Source organism: Glutamicibacter sp. X7, from assembly GCF_054889245.1.
Window position 1 is genome coordinate 2,260,406 of the sequence record NZ_CM142678.1, and the last position, 18,329, is coordinate 2,278,734.

Annotated in this window: 17 protein-coding genes; 10 read left to right on the forward strand and 7 right to left on the reverse strand. The window is 61.6% G+C overall.

The genetic code is table 11. The features are described from left to right. Positions 1-95 precede the first annotated feature (95 nt). On the forward strand, positions 96-458 hold the full coding sequence (locus ACYU0X_RS10830; RefSeq protein WP_418906929.1) for a hypothetical protein: 363 nt from the start codon (positions 96-98) through the stop codon (positions 456-458). 52 nt (positions 459-510) lie between these two features. Here ACYU0X_RS10830 and ACYU0X_RS10835 read toward each other — a convergent pair whose 3' ends face one another. Further along, complete coding sequence (locus ACYU0X_RS10835; RefSeq protein ID WP_418906930.1) at positions 511-2,097, reverse strand: serine/threonine protein kinase; 1,587 nt, start codon at positions 2,095-2,097, stop codon at positions 511-513. A gap of 50 nt (positions 2,098-2,147) precedes the next feature. Here ACYU0X_RS10835 and lipB point away from each other — a divergent pair, with 50 nt between their 5' ends. From lipB to ACYU0X_RS10855, 4 genes are all read left to right on the forward strand, one after another. Beyond that, positions 2,148-2,795 (forward strand): lipoyl(octanoyl) transferase LipB, encoded by a 648-nt coding sequence (lipB, locus tag ACYU0X_RS10840; protein WP_418906931.1) that lies wholly within the window; start codon positions 2,148-2,150, stop codon positions 2,793-2,795. 25 nt (positions 2,796-2,820) lie between these two features. After that, positions 2,821-3,822, forward strand: coding sequence for a lipoyl synthase (lipA, locus tag ACYU0X_RS10845; RefSeq protein WP_396275207.1), 1,002 nt, complete (start codon positions 2,821-2,823; stop codon positions 3,820-3,822). Positions 3,823-3,966: 144 nt separating this feature from the next. Beyond that, positions 3,967-4,716 carry a DUF4191 domain-containing protein gene (locus tag ACYU0X_RS10850; RefSeq protein WP_418906932.1) on the forward strand — a complete coding sequence of 250 codons (750 nt, stop codon included), beginning with the start codon at positions 3,967-3,969 and terminating at the stop codon, positions 4,714-4,716. Between the two features lie 310 nt (positions 4,717-5,026). Further along, positions 5,027-6,235, forward strand: coding sequence for an RNA-guided endonuclease InsQ/TnpB family protein (locus ACYU0X_RS10855; RefSeq protein ID WP_418906933.1), 1,209 nt, complete (start codon positions 5,027-5,029; stop codon positions 6,233-6,235). 29 nt (positions 6,236-6,264) lie between these two features. Here the strand turns inward: ACYU0X_RS10855 and ACYU0X_RS10860 are convergent, their stop codons facing one another. Continuing rightward, positions 6,265-6,702 (reverse strand): RDD family protein, encoded by a 438-nt coding sequence (locus tag ACYU0X_RS10860; protein ID WP_418906934.1) that lies wholly within the window; start codon positions 6,700-6,702, stop codon positions 6,265-6,267. Between the two features lie 223 nt (positions 6,703-6,925). Between ACYU0X_RS10860 and glnA (ACYU0X_RS10865) the strand changes: the two genes are divergently transcribed. Then, a complete protein-coding gene (gene glnA / locus ACYU0X_RS10865; RefSeq protein ID WP_309406583.1) occupies positions 6,926-8,350 on the forward strand; it encodes a type I glutamate--ammonia ligase in 1,425 nt (474 codons plus the stop codon). A gap of 207 nt (positions 8,351-8,557) precedes the next feature. Next, complete coding sequence (locus ACYU0X_RS10870) at positions 8,558-8,917, forward strand: hypothetical protein (RefSeq protein ID WP_418906935.1); 360 nt, start codon at positions 8,558-8,560, stop codon at positions 8,915-8,917. 2 nt (positions 8,918-8,919) lie between these two features. On the opposite strand, the gene ACYU0X_RS10875 is transcribed toward ACYU0X_RS10870, so the two are convergent. Next, on the reverse strand, positions 8,920-11,946 hold the full coding sequence (locus tag ACYU0X_RS10875) for a bifunctional [glutamine synthetase] adenylyltransferase/[glutamine synthetase]-adenylyl-L-tyrosine phosphorylase (protein WP_461900663.1): 3,027 nt from the start codon (positions 11,944-11,946) through the stop codon (positions 8,920-8,922). A gap of 9 nt (positions 11,947-11,955) precedes the next feature. After that, positions 11,956-13,296 carry a type I glutamate--ammonia ligase gene (glnA, locus tag ACYU0X_RS10880; protein ID WP_418909329.1) on the reverse strand — a complete coding sequence of 447 codons (1,341 nt, stop codon included), beginning with the start codon at positions 13,294-13,296 and terminating at the stop codon, positions 11,956-11,958. 148 nt (positions 13,297-13,444) lie between these two features. On the opposite strand from glnA (ACYU0X_RS10880), the gene panB reads away from it, so the two are divergent. Beyond that, positions 13,445-14,281: a 3-methyl-2-oxobutanoate hydroxymethyltransferase gene (panB, locus tag ACYU0X_RS10885; RefSeq protein WP_461900665.1), complete on the forward strand. Its 837-nt coding sequence runs from the start codon at positions 13,445-13,447 to the stop codon at positions 14,279-14,281. A gap of 38 nt (positions 14,282-14,319) precedes the next feature. Here panB and ACYU0X_RS10890 read toward each other — a convergent pair whose 3' ends face one another. Next, positions 14,320-14,514: an SPOR domain-containing protein gene (locus tag ACYU0X_RS10890; protein ID WP_309406576.1), complete on the reverse strand. Its 195-nt coding sequence runs from the start codon at positions 14,512-14,514 to the stop codon at positions 14,320-14,322. Positions 14,515-14,617: 103 nt separating this feature from the next. Here ACYU0X_RS10890 and map point away from each other — a divergent pair, with 103 nt between their 5' ends. Both map and ppgK read left to right on the forward strand, forming a co-directional pair. Beyond that, on the forward strand, positions 14,618-15,496 hold the full coding sequence (gene map / locus ACYU0X_RS10895; protein WP_461900666.1) for a type I methionyl aminopeptidase: 879 nt from the start codon (positions 14,618-14,620) through the stop codon (positions 15,494-15,496). 28 nt (positions 15,497-15,524) lie between these two features. Beyond that, positions 15,525-16,316, forward strand: a complete 792-nt coding sequence (gene ppgK, locus ACYU0X_RS10900; protein ID WP_461900667.1) for a polyphosphate--glucose phosphotransferase — start codon at positions 15,525-15,527, stop codon at positions 16,314-16,316. An 84-nt stretch (positions 16,317-16,400) separates the two neighbouring features. On the opposite strand, the gene nrdR is transcribed toward ppgK, so the two are convergent. Then, positions 16,401-16,889 carry a transcriptional regulator NrdR gene (nrdR, locus tag ACYU0X_RS10905; protein ID WP_461900669.1) on the reverse strand — a complete coding sequence of 163 codons (489 nt, stop codon included), beginning with the start codon at positions 16,887-16,889 and terminating at the stop codon, positions 16,401-16,403. 73 nt (positions 16,890-16,962) lie between these two features. Beyond that, entirely contained in the window at positions 16,963-18,321 is a 1,359-nt protein-coding gene (gene hisD / locus ACYU0X_RS10910) for a histidinol dehydrogenase (protein WP_461900671.1), read from the reverse strand. Positions 18,322-18,329 lie beyond the last annotated feature (8 nt).

Genomic DNA, 18,329 nt, shown 5'->3' on the forward strand with positions numbered 1-18,329 from the left:
TGATTTGTCCTGGCGCGGGGCCCGTGATCGAAGCAATTCGATCACGGGCCCCGCGCGTTTCTACAGCACGTCGAACATGACCTAGGATTGAGGGTATGAGCTTCCTCTATTCCCTTTTGGTTTTTCTGCACATTCTTGGCGCCGCGGCCATTTTCGGCGGATGGTTGGCCAACTTCAAGACCCCTACCGTCAACGTATGGCAATGGTACGGTGCGCTGACTCAGCTGATTACCGGTCTGGCCTTGGTGGCACTGACCGAAATGGGTCTCAGCCCCTGGGACGGGGAACTGAACCACTTCAAGATTGGCGTCAAGCTATTGATTGCCATCGCCATCGTCGTCGCGGCCTTCCTGGGTCGTAAAAAGGTGAAGGCAGGCGCCGAAGTTTCGACCGGCATCGCCCACGCCACGGGTGGTTTGGCCCTGATCAACATCGCGATCGCTGTACTCTGGCACTAGTCATTGCGGCACCGCACGCCAAGGGGACCTCGTCACGAGGTCCCCTTTCCGTTTAATTCCCCCGGCTGAGCACATCGCCGATTTTCCACCGCTGGTCTTCCCACTGAATCGTGAGGGTGATCTGCTCCCCGGCCAATCCCTCGACCGTATGCAACACCTGCCCTTCCCGGTCCACATAGCTGTAACTGGGTTGGGCGCTCGTGGCATTGAGCACCGCGCGATTCTGCGGACCTCGGGCAATAAATTCAATGTCACTAAGTTGTGTGCTCAGGCCTTGAATCTTGAAGCCTAAACTCCGTAACTGCTCGACTGTGGCCAGGTCCCGTTCCAACTGCTGTGAACCCTGCGCATAAAGGTCACGCAGTGCGCGCTGATCCAATCCGGCCAAGGCTTGGTCGCGACGGCGCGACAGGTCGATTACCTGCGTCACCAAGCCGTCCACCGCGTTGGCACACTCCGGAATGATTCCGCCGTCACCGACCTGACATCGGCCATCGGGTACGTTTTCGGCAAGTTCGGGCCCCTGAGCATGCACTTCCGTGGGCAGGTAGCGCAGGGCCGTGAAGCTCGTGACGCCGACAGCCACTACCGCGAGCATCACGGCGGCCACCAGCCGCTTCCTGCCCGGAGTCTGTCGAAGCCTCGGGATGCTCCACCCTGACTGGTTCTTGTCATCAGTCCTTGCTGGTCGAGTGCCCGCTCTACCCCTCGGGCGCCGGGCTCGTATCTTGTCCGGTGTGGCACACGGTGGATGAACGGTCTCCATGAACTGCGTGGCTTGGGCGGGTACACAGTTGGTCCAGTCAATGGCTTCGGCTTGTGCGCAGGCGAAAAGCTGCCGGGCGAAATGCTCAGCCGAGGGGCGCTGCTCAGGATCCTCGCTGAGGGCATCGCATAGAAGCTGGTGCACGAGCTCTGGCAGATCGGGAAAAACTGCCGTGATCGGCGCCCTGTGCTCCGGTGCCGCCGGCACCTGACCGGAGAGCAAGTACCAAACGCAGGCAGCGAGCGCATAGACGTCAGCGCTCCCGATCTGCGCACCGGTTGGTTCCTGACCGGTGAGTATCTCGGGCGCTATGAAGCCCGGTGTTCCAGCGCCCGAAGTGCTTCCGAACGTACCACCGAGCTCCTGAAAGTCGATCAGTTTAGGTTTGCCCTTGGCGGTCAACAAGATATTGCCCGGCGATACGTCACCATGGGCATGTCCCTGTGCATGCATTGCCGCCAAGCGCTGAGCGATCGGAGCCAGCGCCGTCACGCATTCTCCGAGGCTCATTGGGGGCCGTTGCGACAGTAGGGCGTGAAGACTGCCGCCCGGACAATACTCCATCAGCACTCCAGCACCAAGTTGGGTGTTCAACAATCCGTAAACTTCAACCGCATACTCGTGTTGCACCTGAACCCCGTCTTGGATCAATGTGCCTACCGCCTCGGACTCAGTGGTGGTCTTGAGCGCAAAATATACTTGGTCTTCGACCCTCCGAAGTAGCCAAACATTTGCGGGTGACTTGGCACTTAAGGGCCCTATTGTGTCGTATCCTTCGGCTTGCGGCCAGGCAAGTCCGTGCTCTAACGTGTCCATTCCACCGGTATAGCGCGATTGCCCGTTGTCCGCCGCGGATATCCACAGCGTTAGCATTTGCGGTCCCAATTGGCCGGGCTCCACCGCTTGGGCGTAGGGTATCGATCATGACGATCGAATTCGAACGAGTCGGTCTGGGCACGACCTACATTCCATATCTGCAAGCATGGGACTACCAAAAGAGTCTGCATGACGAGGTTGCCGCGGATCAGCGTAGCCCCAGGGTACTTTTCCTTGAGCACGAAGCTGTGTACACCGCCGGGCGACGCACCGAACCGGAAGACCTGCCTCAGGACGGTACGCCGGTAGTCGATGTTGACCGTGGCGGCCAGTTGACCTGGCACGGACCCGGCCAGCTCATTGGCTATCCCATCGTAAAACTCAAGCAGATCAATGCCATCCGCCGCTACGTAGAGACCCTCGAAGAGGCGCTGATGAATGTGCTGAAGGACCTGGGAATCGAGACCATTCAAGTCAAGGGGCGCTCGGGAGTCTGGGTGCCAAGCCGCGACGGTGGTGAAGACCGCAAAATTGCCGCCATCGGAATCCGGATCAATCATGGCGTCACCATGCACGGTTTCGCCTTGAACTGTTCAAACTCCCTCGCACCATACGAGCAGATCATTCCGTGCGGCATCAGCGATGCCGGAGTCACCACGATATCGGCAGAGCTCGGCCGTGAAGTTTCGCCGAGCGACGTTGTTGATCGCGTCCAGCAGGAGCTTGAGCACCTCCTGTCACCGCAAGTTGTTTAATCCTGAACCCCAGAAAGATCAGACTATGAGCGTCGAACCAGAAGGTCGCCGGCTACTACGCGTCGAGAAGCGAAACTCCCAGACCCCAGTGGAGCGTAAGCCCGACTGGATCAAAGCCAAGCTGAACATCGGCCCGGAATACGTGGGCCTGAAAAAGCTCGTCCAAACCGAAGGTCTACACACCGTCTGCGAGGAAGCAGGCTGCCCGAACATCTTTGAGTGCTGGGAAGACCGCGAAGCATCCTTCCTCATTGGCGGCTCGGAATGTACCCGCCGCTGTGACTTCTGCCAGATCGACACTGGCAAGCCAGCCGCGCTGGATCGCTCGGAGCCGTTCAAGGTCGCGATGAGCGTGAAAAAGATGGATCTACGCTACGCCACCGTCACCGGTGTAGCCCGCGACGATCTCGAGGACGAAGGCGTCTGGTTGTACGCCGAGACCGTGCGCCGGATCCACCAGTTCAATGAGAATACCGGTGTCGAACTGTTGATCCCCGACTTCTCCGGTAAGCCCGAGCATCTGGACGCGATCTGCGACTCCGCCCCCGAGGTTTACGCACACAACGTCGAAACCGTGCCCCGCATTTTCAAGCGCATTCGTCCAGCGTTCCGTTACGAGCGCTCGATGGATGTCATCACCCACGGCCACAAGCGCGGACTGATCACCAAGTCCAACCTCATTCTCGGCATGGGTGAGACCCGTGAAGAGATCTCCGAGGCGATGCGTGACCTGTACGAAGCGGGTTGCGACCTGTTGACGATCACCCAGTACCTGCGCCCGACCGAACGCCACCTCCCAGTGGATCGTTGGGTGAAGCCCCAGGAGTTCTTGGAGCTCCAGCAGGAAGCCGAAGAGCTGGGCTTCAACGGTGTTATGTCCGGCCCGCTGGTCCGTTCCTCGTATCGCGCCGGCCGCTTGTGGGCCGGAGCCATGCGCAAGAAGGGACGTGAGATCCCGGAAGCCCTGGCTCATATCGAATCCTCGGGTAACACTCGACAGGAAGCTTCCTCGCTGATCGCGCAGTAGGCACCCTTGTAGCACTTGGTTGGTCCCCGGCATTCCCATACAGGGAGCCGGGGACCTACTATGTCTCGGAGCGCCATCCCCGCGGCCGCCTCGATTCGACCGCGCACAGCGGTCAATGCAAATTTCGCGTAGAATGAGATCACTATGGCCAAAAACACCGACGGCGAGGCATCCGCGAAGAAGCGCGGCCTGTTCTCGCGTAAACCAAAAGCAGAGAAAACTACCAAAGAACCCGGTCGATTGAAGCAAATCGGTCAGGTCTTCCAGATGACCCGCCGCTCCGACCCGATGGTCGTATGGTGGATGGTTCTGGCGGCTGTCGCTGTCATTGCCGTGGGTCTGCTGATCGGTCTGTTGATCAATAACTGGATCACGATGCTGATCATCGCGATCCCGGTGGCTCTGCTTGCCGCCATGTTTGTCATGTCGCGTCGCGCCGAAAAGGCCGCCTTCACGCAGCTGGAAGGCCGCCCCGGTGCCGCCGGTGCCGCCATGAGCGTGCTGCGTCGCGGCTGGATTCTGAAGGATGAGCCGATTGCGGCTAACCGCCACCAGGACATCGTATTCCTGGCCATCGGACGACCAGGCGTAGTGCTGGTTACCGAGGGTCCCACGAACCGGGTACGGGATTTGGTCAGCTCCGAACGCAAACGCATTGGCCGTGTGCTCCCGAACGTCCCGATCCACGTGATCAACGCCGGTAGCGCCGAGGGACAGACGAGCCTGGCCAACGTGGGCAAGGAAATGAAGAAGCTTCCAAAGGCCATCACCAAGCTTGAGGTCAGTGCCGTGGACAAGCGATTGACCACGTTGAGCATGAACCGGATGCCGATCCCTAAGGGAGTTGACCCGACGAAGGTCCGTCCGAACCGCCGGGCAATGCGCGGCCGCTAAAGCAGCTAAAACGCAGAGGGTGGGAACCATTTATGGTTCCCACCCTCTGCGTTTTCTGTGCCCGCAACGGGGTTTCGTGCTGTTTGGTGTCACCTCCTAAGCGGGGCCATACGATATCAAAATGAACAGTAGAAACGACTTGAGAGGCAAGACCGTCCTAGACGCTCCCAGCAGCCGCGTCACCGATAGCACCAGGCCGGCAGTTAACCCGCCCTGAGAGCCGCGAACGATCCGCCTAGCCGCTCCAAAGTGTCGGTACCGTTTGCGACCATGAAGACATAGCCTCGGCAACGGTTTAAGGGGGTGGAGGATGCACCGTGCGCATAAGATTGCCCTAGACCCAACCAACGTGCAAGCTACCGGGTTGACGCGTGCGGCAGGGACCGCACGCTTCGCCTACAACTGGGCCCTCGCCCACTGGAATCAGCAGTACGCAGCCCGCTTGGCTGATCCTTCCCTGCCAGCCCCGTCACAGTACGCGTTGCGCCGTGAACTGAACCGGATCAAACGAACCGAGTTCCCATGGATGTTGGAGTCTACGAAATGCGCCCCGCAAGAAGCAATCATCGCTCTTGGCGTGGGGTTCAAAAACTTCTTCGCCGGCCGCGCCAAGCACCCGACCTTCAAGAAGAAAGGCGTGAGCGCTGAGTCGTTCCGTCTTTCCTCTGGACAGTTCCGCATCGAGGGCAAACGTTTGCGCGTACCGAACATCGGGTGGGTTCGGATGCGTGAAGCGGTCCGCTTTGAGAACGCCAAACTCATCTCGGTAACTATCTCGAAACGAGCTGGCCACTGGTACGCCAGTATTAGTTGCGACGTCACTGACCCGCTAGTCCCCACCGTCCCAGTCAGCACGGTTGGTGTTGACCTTGGGGTGCGCGAGTACGTGGTCTCTGACGGTACACGTCATCAGGTGCCCCGTGCGCTGCGCAACGCTCAGCGTTCGCTCAAACGCGCCCAGCAGAGCCTGGCACGTACGGCCAAGGGGTCGAAGAACCGTGCCAAAGCACGTCGAAAGGTGGCCACGATTCACCAAAGGGTCGCCAACGCCCGTCATGACTGGATACATAAGCTCACCACCGGTCTTGCCGATGCACATGACCGGATCGTGATTGAAGATCTCAACGTGAGCGGGATGATGAAGAATCACCGTCTAGCCCTGTCGATCGCGGATGCCTCTTTTGGTGAATTCCGTCGCCAGCTCGACTACAAAACACGTGATCGCAATACAACGCTGATTGTTGCCGATCGCTGGTTCCCGTCCTCGAAAACGTGCAGTGCTTGTGGCGCAAAAACCACGCGCACTATGGCATTGCATGTGAGGGCCTGGGCTTGCGAGGCCTGTGGCGCAACGCATGATCGTGATCTTAACGCGGCGATTAATCTCGCCGTGTATGCCGGGAGTTCCTCGGTGTCAGCCTGTGGAGAGCTCTTCGCCTCTGCCGGCACTGAGTCAGATGGCTTGGTACCGACAAACGGTCTCGATGATGCAGGAACTAGACAGCATCAGGTTACCTAAGACCTGTTTGCATAGGTTCTAGAGAACGGCTATTTGATAACTACAAGAATGCTGTTTCCCGCCCGGTCGTGAAATCCACGTTGGTCGGCGTCGCTAAAAAGTACCGGAATCACCATGCACAATAGGACCGAACGCAACGCACCGCTCCACGGCTTGATGGGCCCACCGTCCATGGATTGCACCTGCATCCCGAACAGCCGGTGACCGATGGAATGACCAAAGAGGCCGACCATAAAGATCTGTAGCCCGCAGAATATCAGCAAGGTGGCTAATGAATCTGATTGGAAGAGCCAGGCGCTTACGGCCATAGCGATCAGCCAATCGATCACCAGCGCGCCGAGCCGACGCCCAAAGCGCGCGACCGACCCCGGTCCCTTGTCTGGGCGGCCCAAGCGTTCGCCGGGCCACTGCTGGGAATTGAGCTGCGGCGGGCCTTCAAGCCACGATCCAAAATCTTTACGTTCCACTCCCCTAGTTTAACGCCCGAGGCTAGGCGGAGGCTTTGCGAGCCCCGAGGCTGCCAAGGCGGCAAGAAATTACGCCGAGCGCGTTTCTGTAACGCATTGGAAACAATAGAGACACCGCTCCGAAACGGAAACTGGGTATTGTTACTTTGTAAGCAGGCGTACCGCGGCACCACCGCGGCTACCGCTTACCGTCACCCACAACTCAACAGGGAGTTCACTCCACATGTTTTCCAGTCCTGAAGAAGCCCTGGCCTACATCGCCAATGAAGACGTCAAGTTCGTGGACATCCGGTTCACCGATCTACCTGGCGTGCAGCAGCACTTCAATGTTCCAGCCAAGTCCGTAGACGCGGACTTCTTCGTCAACGGCCAGCTCTTCGACGGTTCCTCCATCCGTGGCTTCGCCGGAATCTCGGAATCCGATATGCAGCTGATTCCTGATGTCACCACCGGTTTCATCGATCCGTTCCGCATGGAGAAGACCCTTGCGTTCAACTTCTCGATCGTGAACCCACGCACCGGTGAGCCATACCACCGCGATCCGCGTGGTGTGGCCGAGCGCGCCGAGGCCTACCTGGAGTCCACCGGCATCGCCGACACCGCATTCTTCGCCCCCGAGGCAGAGTTCTTCATCTTCGAAGACGTCCGCTACGCATCCACCCCGCAGGGCTCTTTCTACAAGGTCGACTCCGACGAAGCCCCGTGGAACACCGGGCGTAAGGAAGAGGGCGGCAACCAGGGCTACAAGACCCCCTTCAAGGGCGGTTACTTCCCGGTCTCCCCGACCGACAAGCAGGCCGACCTGCGCGATGCGATCTGCATCGAACTGGACAACGTGGGCCTTGAGGTCGAGCGCAGCCACCACGAGGTCGGCGCCGCCGGTCAGGCCGAAATCAACTACAAGTTCAACACCATGGTCCACGCCGCTGACCAGCTGATGCTGTTCAAGTACGTGGTGAAGAACGTTGCCGACGCTTGGGGCAAGTCCGCCACCTTCATGCCGAAGCCGGTCTTCGGTGACAACGGCTCGGGCATGCACGTGCACCAGTCGCTGTGGAACAACGGCGAACCGCTGTTCTACGACGAGAAGGGCTACGCCGGCCTGTCCGACACCGCCCGCTGGTACATTGGTGGTCTGCTCAAGCACGCTTCGGCCGTGCTGGCCTTCACCAACCCGACCGTGAACTCCTACCGTCGTCTGGTCAAGGGCTTCGAGGCACCGGTCAACATGGTGTACTCGCAGGGTAACCGCTCGGCCGGTATCCGTATCCCGATCACCGGTTCGAACCCGAAGGCCAAGCGCATCGAGTTCCGCGCACCGGATGGTTCCTCGAACCCGTACCTGGCCTTCGCTGCACAGCTGATGGCCGGTCTGGACGGCATCAAGAACCGCATCGAGCCGGCTGACCCGATCGACAAGGACCTCTACGAGCTGCCGGCCGAAGAGGCCAAGGACATCCAGCGCGCTCCGGAGAACCTCGAAGAGGCTCTGAAGGCGCTCGAGGAGGACTACGAGTTCCTGCTCGAAGGTGGCGTGTTCACCGAGGACCTGATCCGCACCTGGATCGAGTACAAGCGTGAAAACGAGATCAAGCCACTGAGCCTGCGCCCGAACCCATACGAGTTTGAGCTGTACTACGGCTGCTAATTAGCCCCGTGGGCTAGTCTTCAGCTGGTCAACAGCGTATCCGCCCGGATCGTGTCCTGCACCGCAGGGAACGATCCGGGCGGATTTTTATTTGTGGAGCGAACAACCCTAGGCTAAGCCGTAGCGAGCGAGCATGTTGGTGCGCTCAAGGGTGCGGCCGTTCGCATGGCATCACCCCAGTCGACACACGATGGAAAGGCGGCCTGCATGAATGAACAGCTACCCAGCGGCTGGGTCTCCGTGCGCCGAGCGGACCGCGAGGTGGTGGGTTATCTCGAGGCGCTGCGTGAGGACTACGCGCGGGTACAACCGCGTAATGTGCTCGGGCATGTCGTTGGCGACGCCTGTGACTACCTGGCAGGGGAAGAACGACTCCTCGAACGCGGTCTGTGCGAACTCTCCGAACCATGGAGGCTGACCGACGGCGCCGTTCTGAGCATTCTGGAGGTGTCCCCACACGGTATCGTTCTGACCGATCGGCTCGCCGCCAAGGCGCTGCTGCCCAGTGCCCGCGTGCACGTTACGTGGCCGGATCTCGAGCATCGGCTCCAACCGGCCGAACTGTAGGGTTAGTCGTCGAAACCGTAGAAGAGACGCTCGAAGACCGCACGGGAGTGTCGGGTCACCCGCAGATAGTCCTCCTCTAGTTCGTGCCCGTGGCCCGGCTCGTAGCGGCACCAGCGGCCCACGGCCTCCATATCGCGCGCGGAGCGCGGCAAAACGTCGCTGGTGCGACCGGCGGTGATGATCTCCGCGCTACGCACCCGGGTGGCCAGCGTCCATGCGTCGCTCAGCTCCAGGGCATCCTGATCGGTCAGTAGCTCAAGGTCGGCCAGCGCGGCCAGCGCCTGCAGCGTGGAGGGAGTGCGCAGCTGCGGGTGCTCGCTAGCATGTTGCAGCTGGTAGAGCTGTACGAGCCATTCAACGTCGGAAAGCGAACCTCGTCCTAGCTTCAGATGCCGCGTCGGATCGGCACCACGCGGCAAGCGCTCGGATTCCACGCGGGCCTTGATCTTGCGGATCTCCTTGACTTCGCTCTCGCTGAGCGCCCGCTCATAACGAACCGGTTCGATCAGGTCGATGAAGTCCGCGGCTAGCTCCATGTCACCGGCAAAGGGGCGCGCCCGGAGCAGGGCCTGCCGTTCCCAGGGTTCGACCCACCGGTCGTAGTAGATGGCATAGCTCTCGAGGGATCGCACCAGCGATCCGGTCCGCCCCTCGGGCCGCAAATCGGAGTCGACCTTGAGCTTGACCTCGGCGGGAATGGCGGGCTTGAGCGGACGCGAACACCATGCCAAGAGTTCGGTGCACACGCGCAATGCCTGCTCCTGCGCCTTCTGCGCGTCGGCCCCTGGCAGCGGACGCTGCACCAAGAGGACGTCGGCATCCGACCCGTAGCCGATCTCGCGACCACCCTGACGGCCCATGGCGATCACCGCCACACTGGCATGTTCGCCGTGTTCGCGCTGATCGACGATCATCAGCACCCGCAGGATCCCATCCATCATCGCCGCGTCGATGTCGCTCAGGGCCGCACCGACCTGGCTAACGTCGAGTAATTCGGCGCCGTCGGCCAGTGCGACACGCAGTACCTCGCGGCGGCGGATCAGGCGGATTTGCCGCACCGCGGCCTCGGGTTGCTTGGCGCGCTGAATAATCGCTTCGTTTTGCTGCGTGAGGGCCTGCAGGGTCAGCGGGCGTAGCGCCGCGTCGTTGCCTAACCAGGCCGCCGCGGAAGCCTCGTTGGCCAGCAGATCCGTCAGGAAGCGCGTATTGGACAGCAGGGCGCACAATCGTTCGGCGGCGGTGTTGGTATCGCGCAACATTCCGAGGAACCAGTGGCTCTTGCCCAGGGATTCGCTAATCCGGCGGAACCCGAGCAGCCCGGCATCGGGGTCCACCCCGCGGGCGAACCAATCCAAGAGCACCGGCAGCAGTTGGCGCTGGAGCGAGGAGCGGCGTGAGACTCCCCCAATCAGCGCCTCGATATGACGCATGGCCGCCTTGGGATCCAGGTAGCCTAGGGCACGCAGGCGCGCTTGGGCGGATTCCGGGGTCAGCCTGACATCGTCGGCCGAAAGATTCGAACTGGAAACCAGCAGTGGACGATAGAAAATGGCTTCATGCAGCCGCCGGACCAGGCGTTTAGTGGCGTTCCAGCGTTTGAGGAGTTTCTCCGGGCTGGTGGCGCTCAGGTCCCCGGCAGGACGGATGGCGCGGGCCAGCACCCGCTGGGCCTGTTCGGCGCGGGGCATCAAGTGGGTGCGCCGCAACTGGCTGAGCTGTATACGGTGTTCCAGCAGGCGCAGGAAGCGGTAAGCGTCGGCAAAGTCTTGAGCATCTTGGCGTCCGATGTACCCGATGCGGCTGAGCGCGTCGATCGCCAGCGTTGTGGTCGGCACCTGAATGTCCGCGTCGACCCGGCCGTGCACCAACTGCAGCAGCTGTACGGTGAACTCCACATCGCGCAGCCCGCCGGGGCCGAGCTTGATCTGCCAGTTCACCTCGTCCTTGGGAATGTGGTCGGTGACGCGACGGCGCATTTTCTGCACCGACTCCACGAAGCCTTCGCGTTCCGGGCTGGACCAGACAAAGGGGTTGACCATTCGTTCGTAGGCGGAGCCCAGATCCCGGTCACCGGCGATGGCGCGGGCCTTGAGCAGTGCCTGGAACTCCCAAGACTGCGCCCAACGCTGGTAGTAGGCCTCGTGCGAGGACAGCGTGCGCGAAAGCACCCCGTCCTTGCCTTCGGGCCGCAGGTTCGCATCGACTTCCCACAACATCGGCTCCGGGCCCGGCGCCATGATGGCCTTCGCGGCGTTGGAGCAGATGGCCACGGCGATCTGCGCGGCAGTGTCCTCGTCGATCAACGGCAGGCTGCTGTGCACGTAGATCACGTCGACGTCGGAGATGTAGTTCAGCTCGCGGGCCCCGCATTTGCCCATGCCAATCACCGCCACGTTGACCGCGTCAACATGCTGCGCGGTGAACTGGCCGGCAAGTTCGGCGCGGGCCACCGCCAGCGCGGCGTCCAGCGCGGCCGCGGCGAGGTCGGCCAGCTCGGCAGCCACCTGTGGCAGAGCATCCTGCGGGTCGACACAATTCACGTCGCGATAGGCCAGATCCAAAAGGCCGCGGCGGTAGGCCACGCGCAATGCTTGGCGTGCCTCGGCGCCGGTCAGCCCGGCGATCTGGTGCCCGTGCTCGCTTTCTTGAGCCTGCACGGACTCGAGCAGCCGTTCACGCAGCAGCTCGGCGTCGGTGGCCACGAAATCCGCCGGTGGGGCGATACGCACATCGGCCAAGGCCTCATCACAGCGAATCAGGAACTCGCCAAGCGCCGAGGAGGACCCGAGCAAACGGATCAACGCCAGCCCGGTTTCCGGTTCGGCGAAGATCTCGCGTGCCTGCGGGTGGCGTTCCACCAGACGCAGGGCCAGTAACAACGCCTGGTCTGGATCCGGGGCGTGCGATAGCGCGGTAAGCAGGTTCTGCTGGTCGAGCCCTTCGAGTTCCGGGGAGGCCAGGAACCGTTGGGCGCGTTCGGTGTCGCCGAAGCCGGCGTTGATCAGTGAGCGGACCGGTGACTCTGCCATCGCCGCCGCCTACAGAATTCCCAGATACCGGTTCAGCTCGAAGGGGCTGATTTCCTGACGGTACGCTTCCCATTCGGCGCGCTTGTTGGCGATGAAGGAGTTGTAGACCTGCTCACCGAGGACCTCGGCCATCAGCTCGGATTCTTCCATCGCCTTCAGCGCATCATGCAGCGAACCCGGTAGCGGGTGGTGGCCCGAGGCGCGACGCTCGGCGGTGGACAGGCTCCACACGTCATCCTCGGTCGGATCCTCCAGGTCGTAGCCCTCACGGATACCCTTCAGGCCGGCTCCGAGCAGGCAGGCGTAGGCCAAGTACGGGTTAGCGGCCGAGTCGATACCGCGGTACTCCACGCGAGCGCTTTGCCCCTTGCCGGGCTTGTAAAGCGGCACACGCACCAGGGCCGAGCGGTTGTTGTGCCCCCACGACAGGTGGCTCGGGGCTTCTCCCCCGCCCCACAGGCGCTTGTAGGAGTTCACGAACTGGTTGGTGACCGCGGTCAATTCCGGTGCGTGACGCAAGATGCCGGCGATAAAGGAGCGGGCCACGTCGGAGAGCTGGTATTCGCGTCCGGCCTCGAAGAAGGCGTTCTCGTCGCCCTCGAACAGCGAGAAGTGCGTGTGCATGCCACTGCCCGGGTGCTCGGTAAAGGGCTTGGGCATGAAGGTCGCGTAGATCCCCTTCTGCATCGCCATCTCCTTGATGACGGTACGGAAGGTCATGATGTTGTCCGCGGTTTGCAGGGCGTCCGCATAGCGCAAGTCGATTTCGTTCTGCCCCGGCCCGTTCTCGTGGTGCGAAAACTCCACCGAAATACCCAAGGCTTCGAGGGTGGTTACCGAGGAGCGGCGGAAGTCCTGCCCGACCCCGTCGGGCACATGATCAAAGTAGCCGCCATTATCGATCGGCTGCGGGCGTCCCTGCTTATCGAGATTCGCCGAATGCAGCAGGTAGAACTCGATCTCCGGGTGCGTGTAGCAGGTGAAGCCCATATCGGAGGCCTCATTCAACTGCCGCTTGAGCACATGGCGTGGATCGGCGTTCGAGGGGGTACCCTCCGGGGTAAGGATGTCGCAGAACATGCGGCTGGTCGGCTCGACCTCGCCGCGCCACGGCAGTAGCTGAAAGGTGGAGGGGTCCGGCTGCAGCAACATGTCGGATTCGTAAATGCGCGACAGACCCTCGATGGAGGAACCATCAAAGCCCAGCCCCTCCTCGAAGGCGTCTTCCACTTCCGCCGGGGCCAGAGCCACCGACTTCAGCGAACCGACGACGTCGGTGAACCACAATCGCACAAAGCGCACGTCTCGTTCCTCAATAGTGCGCAACACGAATTCCTGTTGGCGATCCATCATCCACCACCTTCGACTCAAGACTTGTCCAAAGCTCCGCAGCGGCGCGAAGCAGCATGGTTTTAAAGTAAGCCTATACGTTCTGAACGGCATTGGGCCGTAGATGAACCGCGGCACACCGCAAACCCAAGTGCGCTAAGGTTTTCCTATGGCCAAACCATATGTTTCGGAACCACAATCCTCACCGGCAAAGATCCGCATTCACCATCTTCAGCAGGCCAAAGACAGTGGCGCGAAGTTCGCGATGCTCACCGCCTACGACACCATGATGGCTGAAATTTTCGACGGTTGCGGCATCGAATTGTTGCTCGTGGGTGACTCCGCGGCCAACACCGTCATCGGCTACGACTCCACCTTGCCGATCACCCTCGACGAGATGATCGTGTTCACCAAGGCCGTGGCCAACGGTGCCCGTCGGGCCATGGTCGTGACCGATCTGCCCTTCGGTAGTTACGAGCAGTCCCCCGCCCAGGCCGTCGCCTCGGCCACCCGACTGATGAAAGAAGGCGGCGCACAGGCGGTCAAGATGGAAGGCGGCGCCGAATTCGCTGGCCACGTCAAGGCCTTGGTGCAGGCGGGGGTCCCGGTGATCGGCCATATAGGCTTCACCCCGCAGTCCGAACACGCCCTGGGCGGTTACCGGGTGCAGGGGCGCGGCGAACAGTCCGCACAGTTGATCGCCGACGGTCGGGCCCTGCAAGACGCCGGAGCCTTCGCCGTGCTCGCCGAGATGATCCCCAGCCCGGTGGCCGCCGAGCTTGAGGCCGCGTTGCGCGTGCCCACCATCGGCATCGGTGCCGGTAACGAAACCACCGGTCAGGTTCTGGTCTGGCAGGACATGCTCGGCTTGGGTGGGCACCGTACTCCACGCTTCGTGAAGAAGTATGCCGACCTGCGCGGAGTCGTTTCCCAGGCGGTCTCCGAGTACCACCGTGAGGTACTCGAAGGTTCCTTCCCGTCGGCCGACTACGAATTCACCGAATAGACCGGCACTACTAGTTAGTTGGAGGGGACGCGGTCGGCTTAGTCGTCCGCGTCCTCTTCTTCGTCCCACTCCTCGTTGCGCGCACGCACCTTATCCATCGCGCCGCGGGCAGCTTCTTCCGTGGGGTACGGGCCCAGTAGCGCCGACCAATCGGACTGTGGCCCGTGTTCGATGCCTCCGGTCTGCACGTTGTACCAATACTGTCCCTCGTCGGGTAGTGACTTTTCGCTCATGACTCTTCCCTTGTTCGTGACTCGCCTTACGTTTCTCTACGCTATCGCAGGCTAACCCACCGTGGCAGCTAGGACGCGAAAACCCGGTGGCCACATCGTTAGAATGGTTCTCATGGCAGCACACGCACCGATCGGTCACCTAGAACCAGGCACTATATCCCCGCAACGACCCGTTCCAGCTCATATTGAGCGTCCCGAGTACGTCGGCAAGAAGGAACCCGCGAAAAGCACGGCCAGCGACATCAAGTCGCCCGAGGTGATCGAACGGATCCGCGTTGCCTCAAAAATTGCCGCCCAGGCCCTCGCCGAGGTGGGACGAGCCTGCCAGCCGGGAATCACCACGGATGAGTTGGACCGGATTGGGCACGAATTCCTGCTCGACCACAACGCCTACCCCTCGACCTTGGGATATCGCGGCTTCCCGAAGTCGCTCTGCTCATCGCTCAACGAAGTGATCTGCCATGGCATCCCGGATAGCACCGTGCTACGCGACGGGGACATTATCAACATCGACATCACCGCCTACATCGGCGGGGTGCACGGCGATAATAATGCCACCTTCCTGGTTGGTGACGTGGACGAAGAGTCGCGCCTCTTGGTCGAACGCACCGAGATGTCACTCAAGCGTGCCATCAAGGCAGTGATGCCCGGGCGAGAGATCAACGTCATCGGGCGCAGCATCGAGACCTATGCCAAGCGCTTCGGCTACGGTGTGGTGCGTGACTTCACCGGGCACGGAGTCGGCGAGTCGTTCCACTCCGGGCTGATTATCCCGCACTATGACGCCGCACCGGCCCACAACACGTTAATTGAACCGGGGATGGTCTTCACCATTGAGCCCATGCTCACCCTTGGCACCATCGAATGGGATATGTGGGCCGATGACTGGACCGTGACGACCAAGGACCGCAAGCGCACCGCCCAATTCGAACACACTCTGCTGGTGACCGAATCCGGCGCCGAGATCCTCACCCTGCCCTAGCGGCTCCCCTCACGCAAAGGACACCCCCATGAGCGCGCACCCGCAAGCAACCCCGGCCCTGGCTCTCGGCATCGATATCGGCGGCACCGGTATCAAGGGCGGAATCGTCGATCTCGGCACCGGAGAACTATGCGGTGAACGCTTCCGCATCGACACCCCTTCCCCGGCAACCCCGCCGGAGGTAGCCGAGGTCGTCGGTGAGATCTACCGGGAGCTGCTCACGCGCGATCCGAATGTGGGGGTCCAAACCCCGGTGGGCATCACCTTCCCGGGCATCATCCACCACGGGGTGGCGCGTTCCGGAGCCAACGTGGGTAAGCACTGGGTGGGCACCGATATTGCCACGCTCTTTGCTGAGGAACTCGGGCGCGAGGTGCTTGTTCTGAACGACGCCGATGCCGCCGGTCTGGCGGAAGCCGAATACGGTGCGGGGCGTAACCGCAGTGGAACGGTACTGACCCTGACCCTTGGCACCGGCATCGGCTCGGCCTTGGTCCACGATGGCGTGCTGGTGCCGAATTTTGAGCTGGGGCACCTCGAAATTGGTGGGGTGGCTGCCGAAAAGAAGGCGAGCTCGGCCGCGCGCAAACGTGATGACATCAGCTGGGAAAAGTACGCTCGTCGGCTCGAAAAGTACCTGCGGCACGTGCAGTTCCTTTTCTCTCCGGAACTGATCATCCTCGGGGGCGGCATTTCGAAAAAGCCCGAGAAGTTCCTGCCCTATATTGAGTTGGAAACCCCGATCGAAATTGCCCGTAGCGCCAACAACGCCGGAATCATCGGTGCGGCTCTGCAAGCGCAGCGGCTGAACGCACATTAAAACGACGCAGGCTCGATGATCTTACCGACCATCGAGCCTGCGTCTACAGTTTGAGCGTCTGCGGGCAGATCTAACGCCCCCAGGCTACTCGGCCGACAACGGGCGTTGGGTACCACGCGGGGAATTCGAGCGCTGTTCACGCAAACTGGCAATAGCTTTCTCAAAGTCGCCGAGCGACTGGAATCCCTGATACACGCTGGCAAAACGCAAGTAGGCGACCTCGTCGAGGCGCTGCAATGGTTCAAGGATCGCCAGGCCTACCTGATGGGCCGGGATCTCTGCGGCACCGGTGGTGCGCACCGACTCTTCCACTTCCTGTGCGAGAACCGCCAGGTCATGATCCGTTACCGGGCGCCCCTGGCAGGCCTTGCGCACACCGTTGATCACCTTGTTCCGCGAGAACGGTTCGACGGCACCCGACTGCTTGAGCACACTCAAGCTGGCCGTTTCGGTCGTGGTAAAGCGGCGCGAACAGGCACTGCACTGACGGCGTCGACGAATGGAGACGCCATCGTCGGCGACTCGGCTGTCAACCACACGGGAATCCGAGTTTCGACAATACGGGCAGTTCATGGCACCTCCAACAAAGTTGCACTAGGGGTTCGGGACACACCGTCACCGGCTGTCCTCTCACGTCACAGACAGTTTACCGGTTATTGGAATAACGCGCCTTGACGGCATCCCCGTGCGCCGGAAGATCCTCAGCATTCGCAAGATTCACCACGTGCGCGGCCACGTCGTTCAGGGCGTCCTGCCCATAGTTAATGACCTGCACGGCCTTGAGGAAGGTGTTCACGTTCAGCCCCGACGCGTGCAGTGCGGTTCCGCTGGTGGGCAGTACGTGGTTGGACCCTGCACAGTAGTCACCGAGCGAAACCGGCGCATAGTCCCCGACGAAAATTGCCCCGGCCGCGGTAATTTGCTCGGCCACCGCCGAAGCGTTCTCGGTCATGATCTCCAAGTGCTCTGCCGCGTAGGCGTTGCACACCTCGATCCCCTGCGCCAAGTCATCGACCACGATGATGGCCGACTGACGTCCGGAGAGGGCAGCATTTACTCGTTCACGGTGCTTGGTGGCCGCCACCTGGCGCTCAAGTTCGCCACGTACGGCCGCCGCGAGCTGTTCGTCATCCGTGACCAGCACGGCCGCGGCGTTCTCGTCGTGTTCGGCCTGCGAGATCATATCGGCGGCGATCAAATCGGCGCGCGCCGTGCGGTCGGCAAGGATCGCGATCTCAGTTGGACCGGCCTCGGCATCGATGCCCACAACGCCCTTAACCAGCCGCTTGGCGGTGGCGACGAAAAGATTTCCGGGGCCCGAAATCACATCGACCGGGTCGATACCACCACGCGGATCCTCCGGCATGTTCACCCCGTAGGCCAAGGCCGCGATGGCCTGTGCCCCACCGACGGCGTGGACCTCGGTGATCCCCAGCAGCTGGGCGGCAGCCAGAATGGTCGGGTGCGGCAGTCCACCGAACTCACGTTGCGGTGGGCTGACCAAAGCCAGCGAGCTCACCCCGGCGGCCTGCGCCGGAACGGCGTTCATGATGACCGAGGACGGGTACACCGCCAGTCCCCCGGGGACATACAGTCCGACTCGGGTAACCGGAACCCAGCGCTGGGTGACGCTGGCCCCGTTGGGGTAATCAACCGTGGTGTCCTGTGGCAACTGGGCCGCTGCGAAGGTACGGGCGCGGGCAATGGACTCTTCGAGTCCGGCACGCACCTGCGGATCCAGCTGCTCTAGGGCCCGTTCCAACTCCTTAGCCGGAACCCGGGTATGTTCGAGCTCCACCTTATCGAACTGTGCGGCGAGCTGCACCAGGGCAGTCATCCCCTCACGGCGGACCCGCTCGATGATCTGCGAGACCACGTCGGCGGCGGTCTGCGCATTCACTTCGGGGCGCGGCAGAGTCAGCTTCAGCTGCGCGGCCGACAGCTCTTGGCCTCGCCAATCGAGGGTGGCCAGCTGCTCAAATACGGTGGATTCGTTGGTAGTCACCCGCCTAG

Bases quoted from the DNA above. Each gene is read 5' to 3' on its own strand.
- ACYU0X_RS10875 (WP_461900663.1), bottom strand. From the start codon at position 11,946: ATGGCAGAGTCACCGGTCCGCTCACTGATCAACGCCGGCTTCGGCGAC.
- ACYU0X_RS10835 (WP_418906930.1), bottom strand. From the start codon at position 2,097: ATGCTAACGCTGTGGATATCCGCGGCGGACAACGGGCAATCGCGCTAT.
- panB (WP_461900665.1), top strand. From the start codon at position 13,445: ATGGCCAAACCATATGTTTCGGAACCACAATCCTCACCGGCAAAGATC.
- nrdR (WP_461900669.1), bottom strand. From the start codon at position 16,889: ATGAACTGCCCGTATTGTCGAAACTCGGATTCCCGTGTGGTTGACAGC.
- ACYU0X_RS10890 (WP_309406576.1), bottom strand. From the start codon at position 14,514: ATGAGCGAAAAGTCACTACCCGACGAGGGACAGTATTGGTACAACGTG.
- ppgK (WP_461900667.1), top strand. From the start codon at position 15,525: ATGAGCGCGCACCCGCAAGCAACCCCGGCCCTGGCTCTCGGCATCGAT.
- map (WP_461900666.1), top strand. From the start codon at position 14,618: ATGGTTCTCATGGCAGCACACGCACCGATCGGTCACCTAGAACCAGGC.
- glnA (WP_418909329.1), bottom strand. From the start codon at position 13,296: ATGGATCGCCAACAGGAATTCGTGTTGCGCACTATTGAGGAACGAGAC.
- ACYU0X_RS10870 (WP_418906935.1), top strand. From the start codon at position 8,558: ATGAATGAACAGCTACCCAGCGGCTGGGTCTCCGTGCGCCGAGCGGAC.
- lipB (WP_418906931.1), top strand. From the start codon at position 2,148: ATGACGATCGAATTCGAACGAGTCGGTCTGGGCACGACCTACATTCCA.
- ACYU0X_RS10855 (WP_418906933.1), top strand. From the start codon at position 5,027: ATGCACCGTGCGCATAAGATTGCCCTAGACCCAACCAACGTGCAAGCT.
- ACYU0X_RS10830 (WP_418906929.1), top strand. From the start codon at position 96: ATGAGCTTCCTCTATTCCCTTTTGGTTTTTCTGCACATTCTTGGCGCC.
- ACYU0X_RS10850 (WP_418906932.1), top strand. From the start codon at position 3,967: ATGGCCAAAAACACCGACGGCGAGGCATCCGCGAAGAAGCGCGGCCTG.
- lipA (WP_396275207.1), top strand. From the start codon at position 2,821: ATGAGCGTCGAACCAGAAGGTCGCCGGCTACTACGCGTCGAGAAGCGA.
- glnA (WP_309406583.1), top strand. From the start codon at position 6,926: ATGTTTTCCAGTCCTGAAGAAGCCCTGGCCTACATCGCCAATGAAGAC.